The sequence below is a fragment of the Streptomyces sp. NBC_00210 genome, assembly GCF_045160975.1.
GTDB lineage: Bacteria > Actinomycetota > Actinomycetes > Streptomycetales > Streptomycetaceae > Streptomyces.
In genome coordinates this window covers 8,731,188-8,747,163 of the sequence record NZ_CP108120.1, presented here as the reverse complement: position 1 = coordinate 8,747,163, position 15,976 = coordinate 8,731,188, and the positions used below count along the sequence as shown (strand labels likewise).

Here is a 15,976-nt window from a genome sequence, read left to right as displayed (position 1 = left end):
ACATGCATTTCGTCACCAGTCCATGGGCCACAGGCATCCCCCGAGTCGTGCATGCCGTAGCACTACTCCCCGCACCCGCGTGGATTGGTCCCTCGAACGTCTTGTCGTACGCGGTCTGGACGCCTGGTCCTCGCACCCGCGGGGATGGTCCCCCACCGAGGTCATACGATGATGTCCTGTCCCAGATAACTGTGAACACGGTGGGGCTCTGACCTGCAGTGCCTACGGTTGAGTGGGACGAATGTGCTTCTCGCGGTCCCGCTCAACCGTAGGCAGCGCCTCTAGGGTGTGCATCGGGAAAGTCTGTTGATCGGCCCGGAGGTGTCATGCCCCTGCAGATGAAGTTGAGCGCGATAACCCTCGATTGCCCTGATCCGCTGGCTCTGGCGACGTTCTATCAGCAGGCCACCGGCCTTGAACCCCACCCCAAGTCGGACGCCGACTTCGCCGGTCTCAACCGTGAGGATGGACTCCTCATCGGCTTTCAACTGGTCGACGACTACCGGGCGCCGAGCTGGCCTGACCAGGCCGTTCCCCAGCAGCTTCACCTTTGCTTCGACGTCGTGGACCTGGACGAGGCCGAGGCCCGGTTGCTGGAGTTGGGCGCGGGCAAGCCGGATCACCAGCCGCATAAGGACAGATGGCGGGTCCTCACCGATCCGGCTGGGCATCCCTTTTGCATCGTCAGGGGCTGACTGGGGGGTTCAAGAGTGCCCCCGCGGGGATGGTGGTCCCCTCCCCGCAACGGTCGAACTGGTCACGGACGACTGCTCCCCGCACCCGTGGGGATGGTCCCAGCTCCTCGATCTCTACTGCCGGAGCAGGCACGTCGGAGTCTCACCTGGGACCAAGGCTCCGAGATGGCCCGCCATCACGAACTCGCCCCCTACTTCACCGACGGGATCTTCTTCGCCCGCCCGGGCAGTCCCTGGGAGCTGGGGACGAACGAGAACACCAACGGCCTGATCTGGCAGTACCTGCCCAAGCGCACAATCCTGTCCCTCCACACCGCTGACGACCTCCACGCCATCGAGCACCGGCTAAACAACCGACCCCGCAAGACACTGAGTTGGCAGACCCCAGCACAAGCATTCGCCGCAGCTCTGGCACGCTGAGCCTGCAACGTTGCGATGATCACGCGAATCCGCCGCTTCACGCTTCCACAGAGCGAAGCCTGAATAACTCCTACAGAGTTTATGGCCCAGCACCCATAACAGCTCTACCGATCTCGGACGGCCAATTGGGCCTGAAGCGGGCGACGAACTCGGCAAAATCCTCACACAGATACTGCGGGTCAGACGGCTTCAGCCGCACCTGCTGATGATGGCGGTGCACCCACCAGACCTCAAAGTCGGTCACCGTCCCCTCGGAGGGCCAGTCCTTGCTGCGCTGCGGCAGCATCACGACGTCGACGAACCCTCCCACGCTGAGGCCGATATCCACGAAGACCCCGATCGCCCCAGGTCTGGGCGCCCGCACGACAGTGCCCGTGAAGACCTGACCGAAGCGCAACTCGCCTCGAACCCGATCCCACTCTGCTTCCGCGACCACTCACGCATCCTCGCACCTCAAGACAACCCTGGACAGGAGAGCCCGGCAGACGTGTGATGCTGCCGGACTCGGCGATACGGGCCGACAGGGTCAGGATGCTGACAGTCCGGCTGACGTTGTCGTCGTAGCGGGGTGCGCTCATCAGGGGTGCCCTTTCTCGAGGGGTGTTCTCGGCCCGGGCGGGGTGCCACACCACCGCCGCCGGCGGTGCGGCCCCGCCCTCGGATGGGGCGGGGCAAGGGCGTCAGCCCCAGGTGACGCGCAGGCACCGGGCCTGGGCGTACTCGGCCGGCCCGCGCAGCTGCTCAGCCGCGACTGGGCATAGCCCTCGATATGGCCGCAGTCGGTGAAGCGGCCGCCCGTGACGGCGGGGCGCCCCGCGTCGGCGGGTCGAGGACGAACGCGAGCAGGACGCGGCCGAGGAATAGCCGGGCGTGCTCGTCGCCGTACGGCCCGGCGTATCCGAGAGTGTCCAGCACACGGACGGCGTTGGAGTTGTTCATGTCGACCGGGTCGCCGGTGAGTTCGGCGGTGAAGGTGACCGACATGCCGGGCCCCTCCCGGAGGGTGGAGATCTTCTTGTCTACCCTTACCTGGCGGATGCTGCGCCGGGGCCAGTTCGCTCCCCTGACGAACTCGCTGACGCGATCCGCGAATTCGTCACGGCCTACGACGAGCACGACGCTAAGCCGTACCGATGGGCCTACGACGGCACCCCGCTCAAGGCCGCGTGACCCTCGCAGGATCAGCGCGGCGCTGCACTAGGACCAGGGTCAGCTGCTCGCCCAGATCTCCGAGGGCCACGCCGACGCCCTCCCACAGATCCGCGATCGCGAGCCGCAGGCGTCGGTCTGGCCGCCCCCACGGCCAGCACCCGCGCGGACAAGCCGCTGCTGACGTTCAAGCAGATCGCCGCCGTGTTCGGCGACGTGCCGAGCGACCGCGCCGACGCTGGGGCGTGCGTACCGCTCCAGGGAGCGGACGGAGGCGTGGCGGGAGCGGGCCAGCAGCATTGGGGTGGAGGCAGCCAGGAGACCGTCAAGACGTTCGTGTCCTGCATTCTCGGCAAACTCGGGCTTCGCGACCGCGTTCAGGTTGGTCGTGTACGCCTACCGCCGGGGGCTGGTGATCTGATGCGGGTCCGCACAGCGGCCGGCCGTGCGGCATCAAGGTGGTCGCGTGGACGTATGGGTGAAGCGGCCGGATGGCGCCGACTACGACGCTCCGCACATGGCCAGCGCGGTTCGCGCCAGCCCGCGCAGCCAGGCGTGGGCGTGGTCGGTGTCGTAGCGCTGATGCCACGACAGGTATATCGGTGCCGACGGCAGTTCGAGCGGGAGGGGGAGCACGACCAGGCCGAGGTCGGCGACCGCTGACCGCGTTGTGGCTTCGGGGACGCTGATCAGGAGATCGGAGCCGCGCGCGAACTCCAGCGCGGCCGCTTCCGTGGGCGCGGTCGCCACCACGCGGCGGGTGAGGCCGAGCCGCGCGAGGGCGTCGTCGAGGGCATTGCTGAGGTTTCCACGTCGCGAGACGGTGACGTGCTCAGCGGCGGCGTACCGCTTTGCGGTCACGGTCCTGACGCGGGTGAGGGGGTGCCCCTGCCTCACGACGATGACGAGGCGGGTCTCGCCCACGTTCTCGGCACGGATGTCCGGTGCGCTCGGGCGGTTGGCGTTCGCCTCCAGGTCGACCTCGCCGCGCCGCAACTCGGGGGTGTCGATGCTCGATTCGGCGACGAAGCGCAATCGCACGCCCGGCGCCTGTCCGCGTACGGCCGCGAGCAGTGCGGGGCCGCTCAAGGCGACCAGGGAATCGTGCCAGCGGAGTGTGAAAGTGCGCTCCAACGTTGCCAGATCGAGTTCACGGCTCGGTGCCAGCACCCCCTGGACCTGGTGCAGCAGCTCGTGCACCTGTTCCCGGACGGCGATCGCATACGGCGTCGGGGTCATCGTGCGGCCGGTGCGCACCAGGATCTGATCCCCGGTCGTGCGCCGGATTCGGCCCAGACTCCGGCTCATCGCGGGGGCGGTGACGTGCAGGCGCGCGGCCGCCCCGGCCACACTTCCCTCCTCCAGCAGCGCGTCGAGCGCGGTGAGCAGGTTCAAATCCAATTGCATGTGAGTAATCCTAGCCGTGCTTGACATGCATTTGAAGTTAATGAAGGGGCTGTATACCTTCGAGACGAGAGCGCAAGACGGAACGCACAGCTCGGCCCGACCCGCCTCATCACCCCTCCTCACACGGGAGTTCCACCATGTCCGAAACGCTTCAGACCACTGACGTCGCCGCCTCCGACGCCGACCTGCTCGGCCAGACCGCGATCGCCGTGCGCGCGGCCGGTTCGGCGCTGCGCGAGCGCTTCGGCGAAGTGGTCCGCTACCAGACCCGCGAAGAGCTGATGCGCGCGCTCGCCGCCAACGACGACACGGCCCTCGACATCCTGCGCCCCCGCCTCACGCGCCTGCGCCCGGACGCCGGCTGGGTGGAGGACGAACTGGACGGCGGGGCGCTGCCGCCCGGCGAATGGTGGGTCGTGGATCCGGCCGAAGGCAACGTCAACCACCTGCACGCCCTGCCGGAGTGGGCGGTGACCGCCACCCTCGTGCGCGACAACCAGCCCGTACTCACCGCGGTCCACCTGCCGTTGACCGGCGAGACCTACACCGCGCTCACCGGCGCGGGCGCCCACCTCGACGGCCGGCCGCTGCACGTCTCCCCCACTGCGGACCTCGGCCTGAGCATCGTGGCCACCAGCCAGGCCCGGCCGGACGAGGACGAGAAGGTCGTGCGGCGCGTCGGCTCCTCGATCACCGCGATGCTCTTCGACGCGCTCGTCGTCCGCACCGCCGTGCCCGCGACCCTGCACCTGCTGAACGTGGCCGCCGGCCGGATCGACGCCTTCTGGCAGTTCGCCGGCGCCCGCGCGGACCTGCTGCCCGGGGCGCTGCTCGTCACCGAGGCCGGCGGACAGATCTCCGACGCCCAGGGCCGCCCCTGGACCCCCCAGAGCGAGAGCTTCCTGGCCGCCGCGCCCGGCGTCCACGCCGAGGCCGTCGCCACGCTCTCACGCTGACCGCGCACCACAACCTGCACGCACGGAAGGACCAGATCATCATGACCACGATCGCAGTTCTCGGAAACGGCCGCGTCGGCGGCAACCTGGCCACAGCCCTCATCCGGGCAGGGCATGAGGTGACCGTGGCGGACCGCGCACCGGGCGCCGCCGCCGACGCTGCCCGGACAGCCCAGATCGTCATCAACGCCACCCCGGGCGCCGGCTCGCTGGACCGGCTCGTCGCCCTGCGCGAGGAACTGCGCGACAAGATCCTTATCGATGTCTCCAACGCCACCGTCGACGGACCGGACGGACTGCCCGCCGACCTGATCTACCCCGGCTCAAGCCTCGCCGAGCAACTCCAGGAAGCGCTCCCCGAGACGCGCGTCGTCAAGACACTCAACACCATGCTCTTCCCGGTGATGACCGCGCCAGCCACGCTCACCCAGGCGCCCGACGCCTTCCTCTCCGGCGACGACCCGCAGGCCAAGCAGACCGTCCGTGACCTGCTCAGCAACCTCGGCTGGCACAAGGAGTGGATCACTGATCTCGGCGGGATCCAGACCGCCCGCGCCACGGAGGCCGCGATACTGTTCGTACCCCACGTGATTCGGTCCAGCGGATTCGCGCCCTTCGCGATCTCGATCGCCCGCTGATCCGCACACAGTGCACCACCCCCGGCGGGCCCACATCCAGAACGGATACGACAGCGCAGCCAGGGCCGGCGATTCAGCGCCGGACGGGGACCCGTGGCCACCCTTCCCGGGCCGTCGGCCTCGCACCGAGGAATCGGCCCATCTCACGGCGGACGCGCTTGCGGAGCTGGTCGCGAATCTGCCCGCCGATGCCCGCGGCGGCCGTCGGCACCGGCCTCACACTCGCCGATCCAAGTGCGCGTGCGGGTGCATGGCGCTGGCGCCGGACGGCATCACGCTGCCGCTGAAGTAGTGACCTGGCATCGATGGCCAGGCTGCCTGGCCATAGCCGTCCGCGCCGGGGCCGTCGCCGCGGAGCGGGCTGAAGTCGACGTCCAGGTGCGGGTCGTACGCCTCGGGCTCAGGGCCGAGTTCGTGGGTGGAGTACTCGCCGAAGCGGCGGATGTGCTCGGTCAGGTACGGCGAGATGTGGGCCAGGTCCTCGGGGTCGACGACGTGGCCCTCCTCCTGGAGCTGGCGCACGATCTCGGCGATGTCCAGGGCGTTGTGGAAGATCACTGCGTTCGTGAGCAGAGCGGCGAATTTCGCGGTCTTCTCCTGCTCGACGGGGTCGTTGTCGGTGATAACGCCACCGCTGCCGAAGCCGATCCACTGGGAGAAGCCGTTGAACGCCTCGACCTTGTGCGTGGCCGCGGTGACCCGCCGGCGCAGTGGGGCATCCGAGAGGTAGCGCAGCGAGCAGACGCGCGTACTCAATCTTGTCGGCGGGTGGGCGACGGGCCGGCCGATGCGGCGGCCGGCTGCTTCTGCGACGGCGCGGGCGTGGGCAGCCCGCTCGGCGGTGAAGGTGCGTCCATCTCGGCGAACAGGGCCAGCAGCAGGAAGGCGATGTGGCCCATGCCCTCGTCGGCGGTGTCGATCGGGAGCGGGTCGGCCAGTGAGCGCACGCCGATCCATGTCGCGGGCGGCGGCCAGCGGCAGGGCCCCGATCGAGGCCGGCTGGTCCACCACGACCAGCACCGTTCCGTGCTTGGCCTGGAGTTTCGCGAACAGCTCGCGGAGCTTGGGCTCGGTGTTGGGCAGGCGCTCCGCGAGGCCGAGCCCGGGGTTGAACTGATTCCCGGGCGATCCCGTTGTGGGTGCCGAGGAAACCCTCTGGGTACCGAGACATGGAGGCAGCGTGAGTGTCCTGAAGGATCGAGTGGGCCGAGAGGACGTGCCGGGGACGGCAGGTTTCGGCCTCTGGCTGATGACTCTGGTGGCGCTGACCCCCCTCGCCCTCACCGCCGTCTGGCTGGGCGGCAGCCTGGGGGTCATGCTGATCGGCGACGGCTGGAACCCGCCCCCGTTCTCCCTTGCCTCCCTGACCGACCTGGTCGGCGGCGGGACGGGAGCACTGTGGCCGGGCAGCCCGACGGGTGCGGTCGTGGCGGGCATCTCGGCCCTGGCCGGTGTCCTTTTCGCGGCGGCGGCTCTGTGCTTCTTCGCGGTGGACTGGGCGCTCGCGGCCATCGCCGCCCGCAGGTCCCTGGACGACGGCTCCGCTCACAGGTGCCCGCACACCCGGGCCCCGGCCCCCGTGCCCGCCGGTGGTTCCGACACCCGGGCCGCGGCTCCTCTCGCTTCCTGAGCAGCGGGCGTGCCAACTTCCTTGCGCCCAGGTGCCGACGTACCGCCGGCACGGATCAGCGACATCGACGTACTGCGCGGCTTCGCCCTGCTCGGCATCCTGCTCGTCAACGCGCAGCTCATGGCAGGCCCCTACACCGGTCTCGGCGATGGCCCAAGCGCCTCGGCCGTCGACCGCGCCGCCGCCTGGGTGGTGACCGCCCTGGTCGCCACCAAGTTCTATCTGCTCTTCTCGTTCCTCTTCGGCTATAGCTTCACCATCCAGCAGCGTTCGGCCGAGAGTGCGGAAACCGCCTTTGCACCGCGCCATCTGCGGCGGTCGGCGGTGCTGTTCCTGCTCGGTCTCGCCCATGCCGTACTGCTGCTCCCGGGCGACATCCTGATGACGTACGCGGCACTCGGGCTTGTGATGTTCGCGTTCCGCGCGGCGTCACCCCGGACCCTGTTGCGGGTCGCGGCGGGCCTCCTCGGCTCGGTCGCCGTCCTGTTCCTCGCCTACGGCCTTCTCCTCGTCTCCACGACGGAGCCGGTCGGGCCGGAGGCCTTCGCCGCTTCGGCATCCGAAACCGTGAAAGCGTACCGAGGCGGTCCCGGTTCGGTGGTCGCCGCGAATGCGCGGTTGCTGCCCGACGCGCTCACCGGGGATCTGCTCTTCGCCGCCGACATACTGGCGGCCTTCCTCGTCGGCCTCGCCGCGGGCAGGTGGCGCGCGCTGGCCGACCCGGACCGGCACATCGGACGAATGAAGCGGATCATCCGCCGCGGGCTGCCCGTCGGGCTGGCCGGCGGGGTGTTCATGGCGGTGTGTTCCGACGGCCCGCTGGACAGCCGATGGTTCTACGTCGGCAGGGCAGCAGGGATCCTGACCGCGCCCGCCCTCACCGCGTCGTACGCCTGCGCACTGCTGCTGCTAGTACGGACCCGGGTGGGCCGCAGGATCGGTGACGCGCTCGCGCCCGCCGGACGGATGTCGCTCACCAACTACCTCACGCAGTCCCTCATTCTGGCACTGGTCTTCACGGGCTACGGCCTCCGGCTGTACGACCGCGTCGGCACCGGGGTCGTGTTGGCGGGCTGTCTCGTCCTCTACGCCGCCCAACTGGCCCTCAGCGCGCTGCTGCTGCGACACGCTCGATACGGACCCGCGGAGGTCCTTCTGCGCTGGGCCACTCGGGGCGGCCTCCCCGGAACGTATGGGGCGGCGGGCGACGGCCGGCGCGCTGAAGACGCGGCAGCCGTCCCGTGACCGGGCGGGGCGCCGTGCGGGTCGTACCGCCGGGGCTCAGCCGTCGTAGGCGTCCATCTGGGGCGCATCCTTGGCGCGGTGCGCCCCGGGCTTGCAGCCGGCGAACGGACCGGAGGGATCCCTCAACGCGGCCATGACATGGGTGAGGTAGTCCCGGTGCCAGACGGCGGGTCCGGTCAGTCCGGCCCCCGGGTCGGTGAGTTCCTGCCAGGCCATCCACAGCCCGTACAGCTGGGCCACGGCCTCCTCGTGTTCCCACCACCGGGGACACCACGCAGCCGCGGACGTGGTCTCCCTTCCATAGACCGGGATCAGCAGATGGCGCACCCACAGCGTCAGGCTGCGCAGCGCCTCGTCGTACACCGGGCCGCTCAGGTAGAGGATGAATTGCGGCCCCTGCTGCTGGGGCGGTGCGGCCGGTTCGGATGTTCCCGTCGGCTCGATGGTCTCGGCGGCGCTGGTCATGTACGGATCCGCTCCCGTCCGGTCGGCGTACTTCGCTACGCGTACTTCTGGCCGTCGTGCTTCTCGTCGGCACAGGTACTACGGGACCGGGACGACCAGGGTTCAGGGCTCACCAGCCGTTGCGGACGGCTTGAACCGAAGAAGTCCGGAATCCGTCGTGGTCTGGACATCGGCGCCAAAGCGCAGACGAAAGGGAGTTCCATGCCGGACATTCAAACGATCTGGGTCGGCGGCCCGCCGCCCGACTGGGCAAAGCAGGGACTGCTCAACATTCAGCAGCAGTATCCGAAGCAGAGTCCGGACGAGCAGCGCAACTTCTGGGTGCACCCCAGCAGGATCGGTCCGAACAACACGGGTGATGAGACCTTGCGGCAGATGAGGGAGGCGGCGGAAGCGGCCGGCTTCGAGGTCAAGATAATTGCCGATCACCTCGACGAATTCGCAGAGAACATGAGCCGGTACAACGGCGATACGCTGCGCGACGTCATCAAGTGGGAGATGGGCAACAAGGGCGAGATCGCGGTAAAGGACCTGACGAACTACATGGTTCTCGGCAAGTACGGGGGCCTCTCACTGGACCTCTCCACCCAGCCGACGGCTGCGGATCAGGGAAGCTCCAATGTCACCCCCACCAACGACCTGCGCTCCTTGCACGGCGTCGAGTTCAAGGTCCCCAAGCTCGCCGACGACTCAGTCGCCCGGCATATCGGTAATCCCTCGTACAGCCAGTACAGCCAAAACCCGGCGAATGAAGCCGAAATACATTCTCTTCCACACCTGGACGTTTGGGCCATGTATGCCCGGCCCGGCGAGAGCAAGGGGCAAGAGGTCATGCGCGGCGCCGCCGAGAAGATGATCGGAAATTACGCGAATCTCGTGAACACGGGAATCGACAAGGGACAGATCGTCACTCGTCCGGGACAGGGCGGGGAGTACGAGCGAAATCGCTTCAACCTCGCTGTTGTGGGTATGGACACCGAACTGGGAGCCAAGTGGAACCCCGGTGAACAGCACCGCCAGACAGTCATCGGCCACTTTGCGATGTCGTCGCTGTACGACTCGATCCACGGCGTCTACGGCAATCCCACAACGCCGACGCACGAAAGCGAACTGGTCCGCGTGGAGGTCCCCAAGGCCACCTGGGACAGCATTACGTGGCCCACCGTCAAAACACCGGCCGGGACCGAGGTCCCGGATCTGGGTATCACGAAGCAGTACCAGAACAGCTGGCGCCAGGCCAACGATGAGGCGGTCACCCGAGCGATGGTCTCCACTATGCGGCTGTCCACTGAGCCGCACCCTCCGGGCTACACCACTCCTCCTCGCGGAGCGAGCACCCAGTCGTCCCCCACCCTGTCGGCTGCAGCGAGCCCGCCGCAGTCGCCCAGTGCCGGCAGAAGCAACTCCATGTAGGGCTTGACCTGTGAGTTGACCGGGGGCTCGGACGCGGTCCGAGCCCCCGGGACATGCCCGGCAGCGGCACTGCGACAGCGATTCCCGGCGGATCATCCTCGGCTTTCCGTACCGCCTGCCCGTGCGCACGTCGACCCGCGTGGCGACGGTGATCCCGAAGACGCCCACAATGCTGTCCGTTGAACCCCTGGGAGCCCGATCGCGTTGTGGTCACAGTCGATGAACCCCCTCATTCTTCGGGTTCACGCATCACGGGAGGAGCAGCCATGACCACGCCACCGGGCGAAACTCAGAATGCAGCAGTCAATCAAGGAGGACACGGCGCCATCAAAGCGATCGGCGACGGGAGCATTCTTGCAAAGAGCACCCCGCGGGACTCCGTCGAGAGCGAGTTCTACGCAAGGGTTCGACAGGGCGTATACCCGCACATGACGCCCGTCGTGCCGACGTCGTACACGGCGCAGCAGGTGAGGGAGCTGCAGCCGCAGCTCACCGCCCAGGAGAAGGCGAGCCTGGACGACCAGACACATGTGTTCTTCCAGAACATGGCGCAGGGGGATGTAAAGAAACTCGACGTGAAGGTCGGTAACAAGACGTCGAGTCGCCGTGAACTGCACGAGCAGCACGGTATGAGCAGCGCGGCGGCGGCATGGAAGGAGATGAAACTCTCGGTCGTCGACTGGGCCACCCGGAGTTCCGACCGCGGATTCCGTGTCGTCGGCGGAGACGACGCGCCCGACAACCGTCTGAAGGCGGGCAGAGAATCCATGGAGACTCTTCGGAAATTCTCCGACGATCCCCATGTGTGGGACCAGCTGATCGGCAAGATGGAGGAGATCAAGAACGCCGCTCAGCAGAGCGATCTCGGGTTCATCGCGTCAAGCGTCTTCTCCGTTCAGGGGACCCACGACGGCAATCAGGTTGTGGATGCCAAGCTCATCGACTTCGCTCATGTCATCGATGCCGGACATCCGCTGACGCAGATCACGGACGTGACCGCGGGTCCTGCGGCTACGGCCCAGGAGTCCCCGCAAAGTGCCGTCGATTTGAAGGACAAGTACAGGGACAGGTTCCTTTCGGGAATGGACAATCTCATCGAAGCCGCGAACACGGTGCGTACGGAGAAAGCAGGGCGGGACAATGTCGCCGGTGCGGCGCTCATGAGGGGCGAGGGAGCCGCACAAGCCGTCGTCACCTCAAGGTCGACGAAACCTGTCGCGGTCGCCAACTCGTCCACTGAGCAGGTCACACGGCGTTTGTGATCCCACACAGGCGGCCGCGCGCACGGGGCCTGGCCAGCATGAGGTCGGGCCCCAACCCCTCTGCGCGCCGCGCCGGGGCGAGCGCGGAACCCTACGGAGCCGCATCCGTAACTGCCTCGACCGACATCACGCACACGACAGGAAGGAATGCCGTCATGCCTGCGATCAGCCGGCCGGGAGAACAGCCGGGCAGGAGCGAGGACATGGCCTCGCTCAATCCGCAACTCGTCGCGGTCGCCAAGGACGTGATACTGCAGGACCTCGCGGCTCTGCAGCGGGCGCCGGTCCGCTCGGGCCTGTCTGCGGAGGCCTTGGAAGAAGTACGTGACTATGTCACCCGGCTGGGCTCACCGTCCGCCGAACCGGGCGTACGGGCCGCACCTTCGCAGACAGAGGGCCCTCCGCGCGCGGCGCACGAGGATGCCGCCACGACACAGGGGCGGCCGGGGGCCGGTCCCGGTGACGGTGACGGTGCCGCCATGGGGCAGCAACAGGACGACACTTCGACGCTGTCCGCGGTCCAGGAGCTCATCGCCCGCCTGATCCGGAAGCTCCTTGGAGAGCCCGCGCCGCATACGTACCAAGAACAGAATATGGCGGAGCGCCCGCAGGACCGTTTTGTTGGCCGGTACGAGGGCGAACACGAGAGCCAGGTCGCAACCATGGCCCAGGCGATGGAGATCGCGCTGTCCGGGAACAGCGTGCTCCGGGATTTGTACGAGCGCGGGCAACTCGGCAATACCCGAGGTGTCATCGAGTACGCAGACTCGATCAACCAGTCCGCCAACTCGGAAGGTGCTGGGAAGTCCGTCGGAGAGGCCGAGGAGACCACCCAGGAGGCAGGTCGGGGCGCGGCGAACTACCCATCGATGTCCGAGAGCGCCAGTCTCCGCTCAGGGACGTGGGACAGCTCCAGCAGCCACGGCCTCGACTCGGGCCTCGGCTCAGGCCTCGGCTCAGGCCTCGGCTCAGGCGACACCTTCGGTGCCGCCTCCCGCTTCGACTCAAATTCCCGCTCCGCCGTCGACGACGACATCCCCCTCAATCGCAGCACGGCCTCGGCCGTGCGGCTGAGCAGCCCTGCCGGAACAGCCCCGAACCCGACCCCCGGCCAGGCCACCTCTGAGCCAGTTGCCTCGACGGCCGCGGCAGCTGCTTCGAGGAGCAACGGCGTGCAGCAGCTGCCGTCGGGCGAACCGCACCGTCCCGCGACGGCGCAGTCGCACTCGTCTCCCGTGCTCCAGCCCCAGACGCCCCGCTCCACCTCGCTAAGGCAATGAGCCCGGTCACGGGCCTGTGGCGGACCACCCCCGGTCCGCCACGCCCCCTCTCAGGCCGACTCCACCGGGTCGCCCGCCCCCTTCGTCAGGGTCACCTTCGACCATGCCTGTGCAGCCCGCTCGGTGATCGCCTCCACTTCTGCCTTGGCCGCCGCCGAGATGGGGCCCGCGTTCGGCTCCTTGTACCAGGGGCGGAGCCGGATCAGCGCGGGCCGTACACCGGTGGCGAGCAGGAGTGCGGTGCCCTTGGGAAGCGCCCGTATCTTGTCGGGCGGGAGCACCTGTTCCTGCCGGTAGGAGACGGAGCGGGAGGAGCCGTCCTTGCTCTTGGAGACACTGACGGTGCTCACGTCGTGCTGGCCGACCAGTTTGGAGATCTTCTCCACGAAGTCGGCGTCGTCCAGCCCAGCGCCCAGCAGTTTGACCGTGGCGGCGCTCCACAGGGCGTCCATGCCGGCGTCTCCCCAGACGCGCGCCCCCTGACGGTAACTCTGGAGCAGCGTCACAACATTGATCCCGCGGGAGCCGAAGTGGCTGTAGAGGTCGGGCAGATCGGAGATGCGGCAGACGTTCGCGGCCTCGTCGAGGACCGCCGTCATCGGCGGGTCGAGCCGGCCACCCATCCGCTCGGCGGCAACCACTCCTGCCCGCATCGTGGCGTCGGCGAGGCCCGCGATAACGCCCGCGGCCGAGCCACCACCGTCCTTCGACAGCAGGTACAGCGTGTCACGCCCGAGCACATGCTGCTCCGGCCTGAACTGCGGGAGGTCGGGGTCGCGGGTCACCCAGGCAACGATCTCCGGGTCCAGAAGGCAGGCCACGCACTGGCGAGCGGTCTCGTAGATGCCGTCGCGCGTCTCCACCGCGCCGCGGACCGTGCCCTGCAGCTGGTCGGCCATTGCGGTCATCCCGGCGTCCCGCAACAGGTCGATCGGCGCACGGTCCGCGGGGTCGGCGAGCCACGCGAGCAGTTCGATCACAGACGCCTTGCCACGTGCCGCGGCAAGGAAGAGAGCGGTCAGCGTGTTCTGCGCGGCCGAGATCCAGAAGTCCTTCTGCGAGGAGTCGTCGTTGACGGAGGCCACGAAGTGTCCGGCCAGTCTCCGGGCTCCCTCGATGGTGACGCACTCGGCGAGCATGTCCCACCACATGCCGCGCGGGGTGTGGGCGATGCCCTGGGGGTCGAATGTCCACACCGTGCCGATCTTGGCCCGTTCGGCGCGGGTGACGGCGTACACATCGGACTTGTTGGAGGTCAGGAGCACCGCACCGCGGGCCCGCAGCACCCGGGGGATGGCAATTCCGGTGGATTTTCCAGCGCGCGGTGCCATGAGATCCAGCTCCACGTCCTCGTACGAGGAACGCAGTTCGGGCCCGGACGGCTCCAGATCGCCGAGGAGATTACCCGTCTCGTCCGGGTGCAGCTCGTCGACACCCTTCAGCGACGGGCGCAGTTCACGGGCGCGGGCAGCGATGCCCTGGGGAGCCATGGCCGCCAGTTCCCGTCGGCCGGCCAGGCCCTTGGGCCGGGAGCGCACCCCTCGTATCCTCATCACGGCCACGGCGGACAGGACGGCGATCACCGCGAACAGGGCGATCACACCGCCGTACACGGCGTACGGGGAGGTGCCGGGCCAGAGTCGGCCGGGGCCGTCGGCAACCAGGGTGGCGAAGGTCGACAGGACGAAGGGCGGCGGATTCCAGCCCGCCCCCGTCGCCGCCGCGCCCACGGTGCCACCCAGCCAGGTCACACCGAACAGCACCAGGTTCACGGCGGCGACGGCCACGATCGCCCAGGGGGCGAGATCGCTGCCGTGCAGACCGCCGGGCTTTCCGCTCATGCGGTCCACCTCCCCGACGGATCGGACAGGTCGGCGGCGGGACGGGACAAGTCCGCGGCAGGGCCGAGGTCTTCGAGGGCAGGACCGGGACCGGCGGCGAACGCGGCCGCCTTGGCCGCGGCCCGCTCGGCCGCCCGTTCCTCGGCGTATCCGTTGGAGGTCCAGCGGGTGTTGGTGTTGTGCAGCTCCCGTTCGGTGTCGGTGATGGCGACCTTGATCGGGATACCGGGCCGGCCACCGACCTTGATCAGGAACCGGCCGCGTCCCGGCGGCTCTTCGTTCGCCCCGGCGCTCGCCCAGCCGGGCGGCGAGGACCAGGACGAGACCAGCTCGATCTCCCGCCGGGACAGGCCCACAACCCTGCCCAGGTCCTCCATCTCGGCCCGCGGCAGTCCGGCGCACACCACCATGCCCGCCCGCTCGACGAAGCCCCTGGCCTTGGCCCGGTCCGAGTCACTGCCCAGCGCCTCGGCATCCTTCAGAGTGTGGGTGATCTTGGCGTCGCCCAGGCCGAGGGAGCGGTTGAGGCGGGTCAGGGCGTCGATGCGGTCGACGATGCCCGAGGCGGCCCGCAGTGGGCGCCACAGCTCGTCGAGGACGGTGAAGAACCAGCGCCGGGGCGCGAGTCCGGCGTCTGCCAGGGCGTGCGAGGCCGCGACCGTACCGAGGCCGTCCGACCAGGCCGCGAGCATCGCGGCGGCCGTCAGCTGCGTGTCGGCCTCGCCGATACGGGAGATGTCGATGCAGACGGCGGGGGCATCGGGGTTGATGCGCGTCGAGGTCTCGGATGCGAAGGTGCTGCCCAGTGGGCCGTCCAGGATGCCCAGCAGCGAGCGGTGCAGTGGATCGACCGCGTCCCGGTACCGGGTGTCGTCGCCTCGGTCCAGGGTGACCGCGCGCACGCGGTCGGGTCCTTCGTTGAGCACCCTCAGCAGGTCGGGCAGGAGGAGAGTGCGGCTCTGTGGGATGCGCTCGCGCAGATGGTGCAGACACGCGGAGAGCACCGACTGCTCGTGGTCGTCCATCGGCCGCCCGCGCACGATCGTGATCAGCGCCGCCACCATGTTGAGCACGCGGCCGTGGGTCTCGGCCGCCAGCGCCTTGCCCGCCTCGCCGCCGATCTGTGCGGCGGCGGCTCCCATGGCACCCGGGTCCAGGACGTTGATGCCGCCGACCCCGCGTCCGATGGAGATCACCTGGCCGCCCAGGGCCCGTACGGTGTCTGCGTAGTCCGGCTTGAGGTCGCCCAGCACCAGCGGCACCACCCCCGTGGCGGACAGCCCGATGAGCATTCGGTTGATCAGGGTCGACTTCCCGAGTCCCGGCATGCCCAGCATGAAAAGGGAGGGGTTGGAGATGTACCGGGCCCGGGTGAACCAGCTCAGCGGGTCGCCGCACACAGTGGCGCCGGTGAACAGATGTTGCCCCAGCGGCACGCCGGTCATGGGCGCACCGGAGCCGGCCGCGAACGGCCACAGCCCGCACGCCTGCACGGTGGTGGCACGCCACATGGTCGGCGGGTCCATATAGCCGACGCGGCCGCCACCGGGGGCCGGCCAGCCGCGGGAGGGCACG

The 15,976-nt window shown here is 68.7% G+C and carries 17 protein-coding genes and 1 pseudogene; 9 read left to right on the top strand and 9 right to left on the bottom strand.

From position 1 onward, the window contains the following. Nucleotides 1-326 precede the first annotated feature (326 nt). Nucleotides 327-695 carry a VOC family protein gene (locus OG729_RS39285; protein ID WP_405810963.1) on the top strand — a complete coding sequence of 123 codons (369 nt, stop codon included), beginning with the start codon at nt 327-329 and terminating at the stop codon, nt 693-695. Nucleotides 696-788: 93 nt separating this feature from the next. Further along, entirely contained in the window at nt 789-1,115 is a 327-nt protein-coding gene (locus OG729_RS39280; protein ID WP_405810961.1) for an IS30 family transposase, read from the top strand. Between the two features lie 79 nt (nt 1,116-1,194). On the opposite strand, the gene OG729_RS39275 is transcribed toward OG729_RS39280, so the two are convergent. The 3 genes from OG729_RS39275 to OG729_RS39265 all read right to left on the bottom strand — a co-directional run bounded on the left by OG729_RS39275 (nt 1,195) and on the right by OG729_RS39265 (nt 3,671). Further along, a complete protein-coding gene (locus OG729_RS39275; protein ID WP_405810959.1) occupies nt 1,195-1,551 on the bottom strand; it encodes a hypothetical protein in 357 nt (118 codons plus the stop codon). Between the two features lie 305 nt (nt 1,552-1,856). Then, the gene (locus OG729_RS39270) at nt 1,857-2,099 is read right to left on the bottom strand and encodes a hypothetical protein (RefSeq protein ID WP_405810958.1); all 243 of its coding nucleotides are present in this window, start codon (nt 2,097-2,099) and stop codon (nt 1,857-1,859) included. A 666-nt stretch (nt 2,100-2,765) separates the two neighbouring features. Next, nucleotides 2,766-3,671, bottom strand: a complete 906-nt coding sequence (locus OG729_RS39265) for a LysR family transcriptional regulator (protein ID WP_405810956.1) — start codon at nt 3,669-3,671, stop codon at nt 2,766-2,768. Nucleotides 3,672-3,808: 137 nt separating this feature from the next. Between OG729_RS39265 and OG729_RS39260 the strand changes: the two genes are divergently transcribed. Both OG729_RS39260 and OG729_RS39255 read left to right on the top strand, forming a co-directional pair. Further along, a complete protein-coding gene (locus OG729_RS39260; RefSeq protein ID WP_405810955.1) occupies nt 3,809-4,627 on the top strand; it encodes a 3'(2'),5'-bisphosphate nucleotidase CysQ in 819 nt (272 codons plus the stop codon). Between the two features lie 41 nt (nt 4,628-4,668). After that, entirely contained in the window at nt 4,669-5,265 is a 597-nt protein-coding gene (locus OG729_RS39255) for an NADPH-dependent F420 reductase (RefSeq protein ID WP_405810953.1), read from the top strand. Between the two features lie 216 nt (nt 5,266-5,481). Here OG729_RS39255 and OG729_RS39250 read toward each other — a convergent pair whose 3' ends face one another. The 3 genes and pseudogenes from OG729_RS39250 to OG729_RS39240 all read right to left on the bottom strand — a co-directional run. Next, a complete protein-coding gene (locus OG729_RS39250) occupies nt 5,482-6,021 on the bottom strand; it encodes a Tn3 family transposase (protein WP_405811444.1) in 540 nt (179 codons plus the stop codon). Next, nucleotides 6,018-6,212: a hypothetical protein gene (locus tag OG729_RS39245; RefSeq protein WP_405811479.1), complete on the bottom strand. Its 195-nt coding sequence runs from the start codon at nt 6,210-6,212 to the stop codon at nt 6,018-6,020. The genes OG729_RS39250 and OG729_RS39245 overlap by 4 nt, the downstream gene beginning before the upstream one ends. Nucleotides 6,213-6,225: 13 nt before the next feature. Then, nucleotides 6,226-6,444, bottom strand: a pseudogene (locus OG729_RS39240) (hypothetical protein); the annotation flags it as partial. A 1-nt stretch (nt 6,445) separates the two neighbouring features. Between OG729_RS39240 and OG729_RS39235 the strand changes: the two are divergent. Then, nucleotides 6,446-6,895, top strand: a complete 450-nt coding sequence (locus OG729_RS39235; RefSeq protein ID WP_405811477.1) for a hypothetical protein — start codon at nt 6,446-6,448, stop codon at nt 6,893-6,895. A gap of 9 nt (nt 6,896-6,904) precedes the next feature. Beyond that, nucleotides 6,905-8,140, top strand: a complete 1,236-nt coding sequence (locus OG729_RS39230) for a DUF418 domain-containing protein (RefSeq protein WP_405810951.1) — start codon at nt 6,905-6,907, stop codon at nt 8,138-8,140. A 36-nt stretch (nt 8,141-8,176) separates the two neighbouring features. Here the strand turns inward: OG729_RS39230 and OG729_RS39225 are convergent, their stop codons facing one another. Further along, nucleotides 8,177-8,605, bottom strand: coding sequence for a DUF4913 domain-containing protein (locus OG729_RS39225; RefSeq protein WP_360875820.1), 429 nt, complete (start codon nt 8,603-8,605; stop codon nt 8,177-8,179). Between the two features lie 201 nt (nt 8,606-8,806). On the opposite strand from OG729_RS39225, the gene OG729_RS39220 reads away from it, so the two are divergent. The 3 genes from OG729_RS39220 (at nt 8,807) to OG729_RS39210 (ending at nt 12,560) form a co-directional block, all read left to right on the top strand. Further along, nucleotides 8,807-10,018, top strand: coding sequence for a hypothetical protein (locus OG729_RS39220; protein WP_405810949.1), 1,212 nt, complete (start codon nt 8,807-8,809; stop codon nt 10,016-10,018). A gap of 266 nt (nt 10,019-10,284) precedes the next feature. Further along, nucleotides 10,285-11,280: an inositol polyphosphate kinase family protein gene (locus OG729_RS39215; RefSeq protein WP_405810947.1), complete on the top strand. Its 996-nt coding sequence runs from the start codon at nt 10,285-10,287 to the stop codon at nt 11,278-11,280. Nucleotides 11,281-11,435: 155 nt separating this feature from the next. Further along, nucleotides 11,436-12,560: a hypothetical protein gene (locus tag OG729_RS39210; RefSeq protein WP_405810945.1), complete on the top strand. Its 1,125-nt coding sequence runs from the start codon at nt 11,436-11,438 to the stop codon at nt 12,558-12,560. A gap of 50 nt (nt 12,561-12,610) precedes the next feature. Here the strand turns inward: OG729_RS39210 and OG729_RS39205 are convergent, their stop codons facing one another. Both OG729_RS39205 and OG729_RS39200 read right to left on the bottom strand, forming a co-directional pair. Further along, a complete protein-coding gene (locus OG729_RS39205) occupies nt 12,611-14,401 on the bottom strand; it encodes a TraM recognition domain-containing protein (protein WP_405810943.1) in 1,791 nt (596 codons plus the stop codon). Then, nucleotides 14,398-15,927 (bottom strand): ATP/GTP-binding protein, encoded by a 1,530-nt coding sequence (locus tag OG729_RS39200; protein ID WP_405811443.1) that lies wholly within the window; start codon nt 15,925-15,927, stop codon nt 14,398-14,400. The genes OG729_RS39205 and OG729_RS39200 overlap by 4 nt, the downstream gene beginning before the upstream one ends. Between the last annotated feature and the right edge of the window lie 49 nt (nt 15,928-15,976).

Bases quoted from the DNA above. Each gene is read 5' to 3' on its own strand.
- OG729_RS39285 (WP_405810963.1), top strand. From the start codon at position 327: ATGCCCCTGCAGATGAAGTTGAGCGCGATAACCCTCGATTGCCCTGAT.
- OG729_RS39280 (WP_405810961.1), top strand. From the start codon at position 789: ATGGTCCCAGCTCCTCGATCTCTACTGCCGGAGCAGGCACGTCGGAGT.
- OG729_RS39270 (WP_405810958.1), bottom strand. From the start codon at position 2,099: ATGTCGGTCACCTTCACCGCCGAACTCACCGGCGACCCGGTCGACATG.
- OG729_RS39265 (WP_405810956.1), bottom strand. From the start codon at position 3,671: ATGCAATTGGATTTGAACCTGCTCACCGCGCTCGACGCGCTGCTGGAG.
- OG729_RS39260 (WP_405810955.1), top strand. From the start codon at position 3,809: ATGTCCGAAACGCTTCAGACCACTGACGTCGCCGCCTCCGACGCCGAC.
- OG729_RS39255 (WP_405810953.1), top strand. From the start codon at position 4,669: ATGACCACGATCGCAGTTCTCGGAAACGGCCGCGTCGGCGGCAACCTG.
- OG729_RS39225 (WP_360875820.1), bottom strand. From the start codon at position 8,605: ATGACCAGCGCCGCCGAGACCATCGAGCCGACGGGAACATCCGAACCG.
- OG729_RS39220 (WP_405810949.1), top strand. From the start codon at position 8,807: ATGCCGGACATTCAAACGATCTGGGTCGGCGGCCCGCCGCCCGACTGG.
- OG729_RS39215 (WP_405810947.1), top strand. From the start codon at position 10,285: ATGACCACGCCACCGGGCGAAACTCAGAATGCAGCAGTCAATCAAGGA.
- OG729_RS39210 (WP_405810945.1), top strand. From the start codon at position 11,436: ATGCCTGCGATCAGCCGGCCGGGAGAACAGCCGGGCAGGAGCGAGGAC.
- OG729_RS39205 (WP_405810943.1), bottom strand. From the start codon at position 14,401: ATGAGCGGAAAGCCCGGCGGTCTGCACGGCAGCGATCTCGCCCCCTGG.
- OG729_RS39200 (WP_405811443.1), bottom strand. From the start codon at position 15,927: ATGGACCCGCCGACCATGTGGCGTGCCACCACCGTGCAGGCGTGCGGG.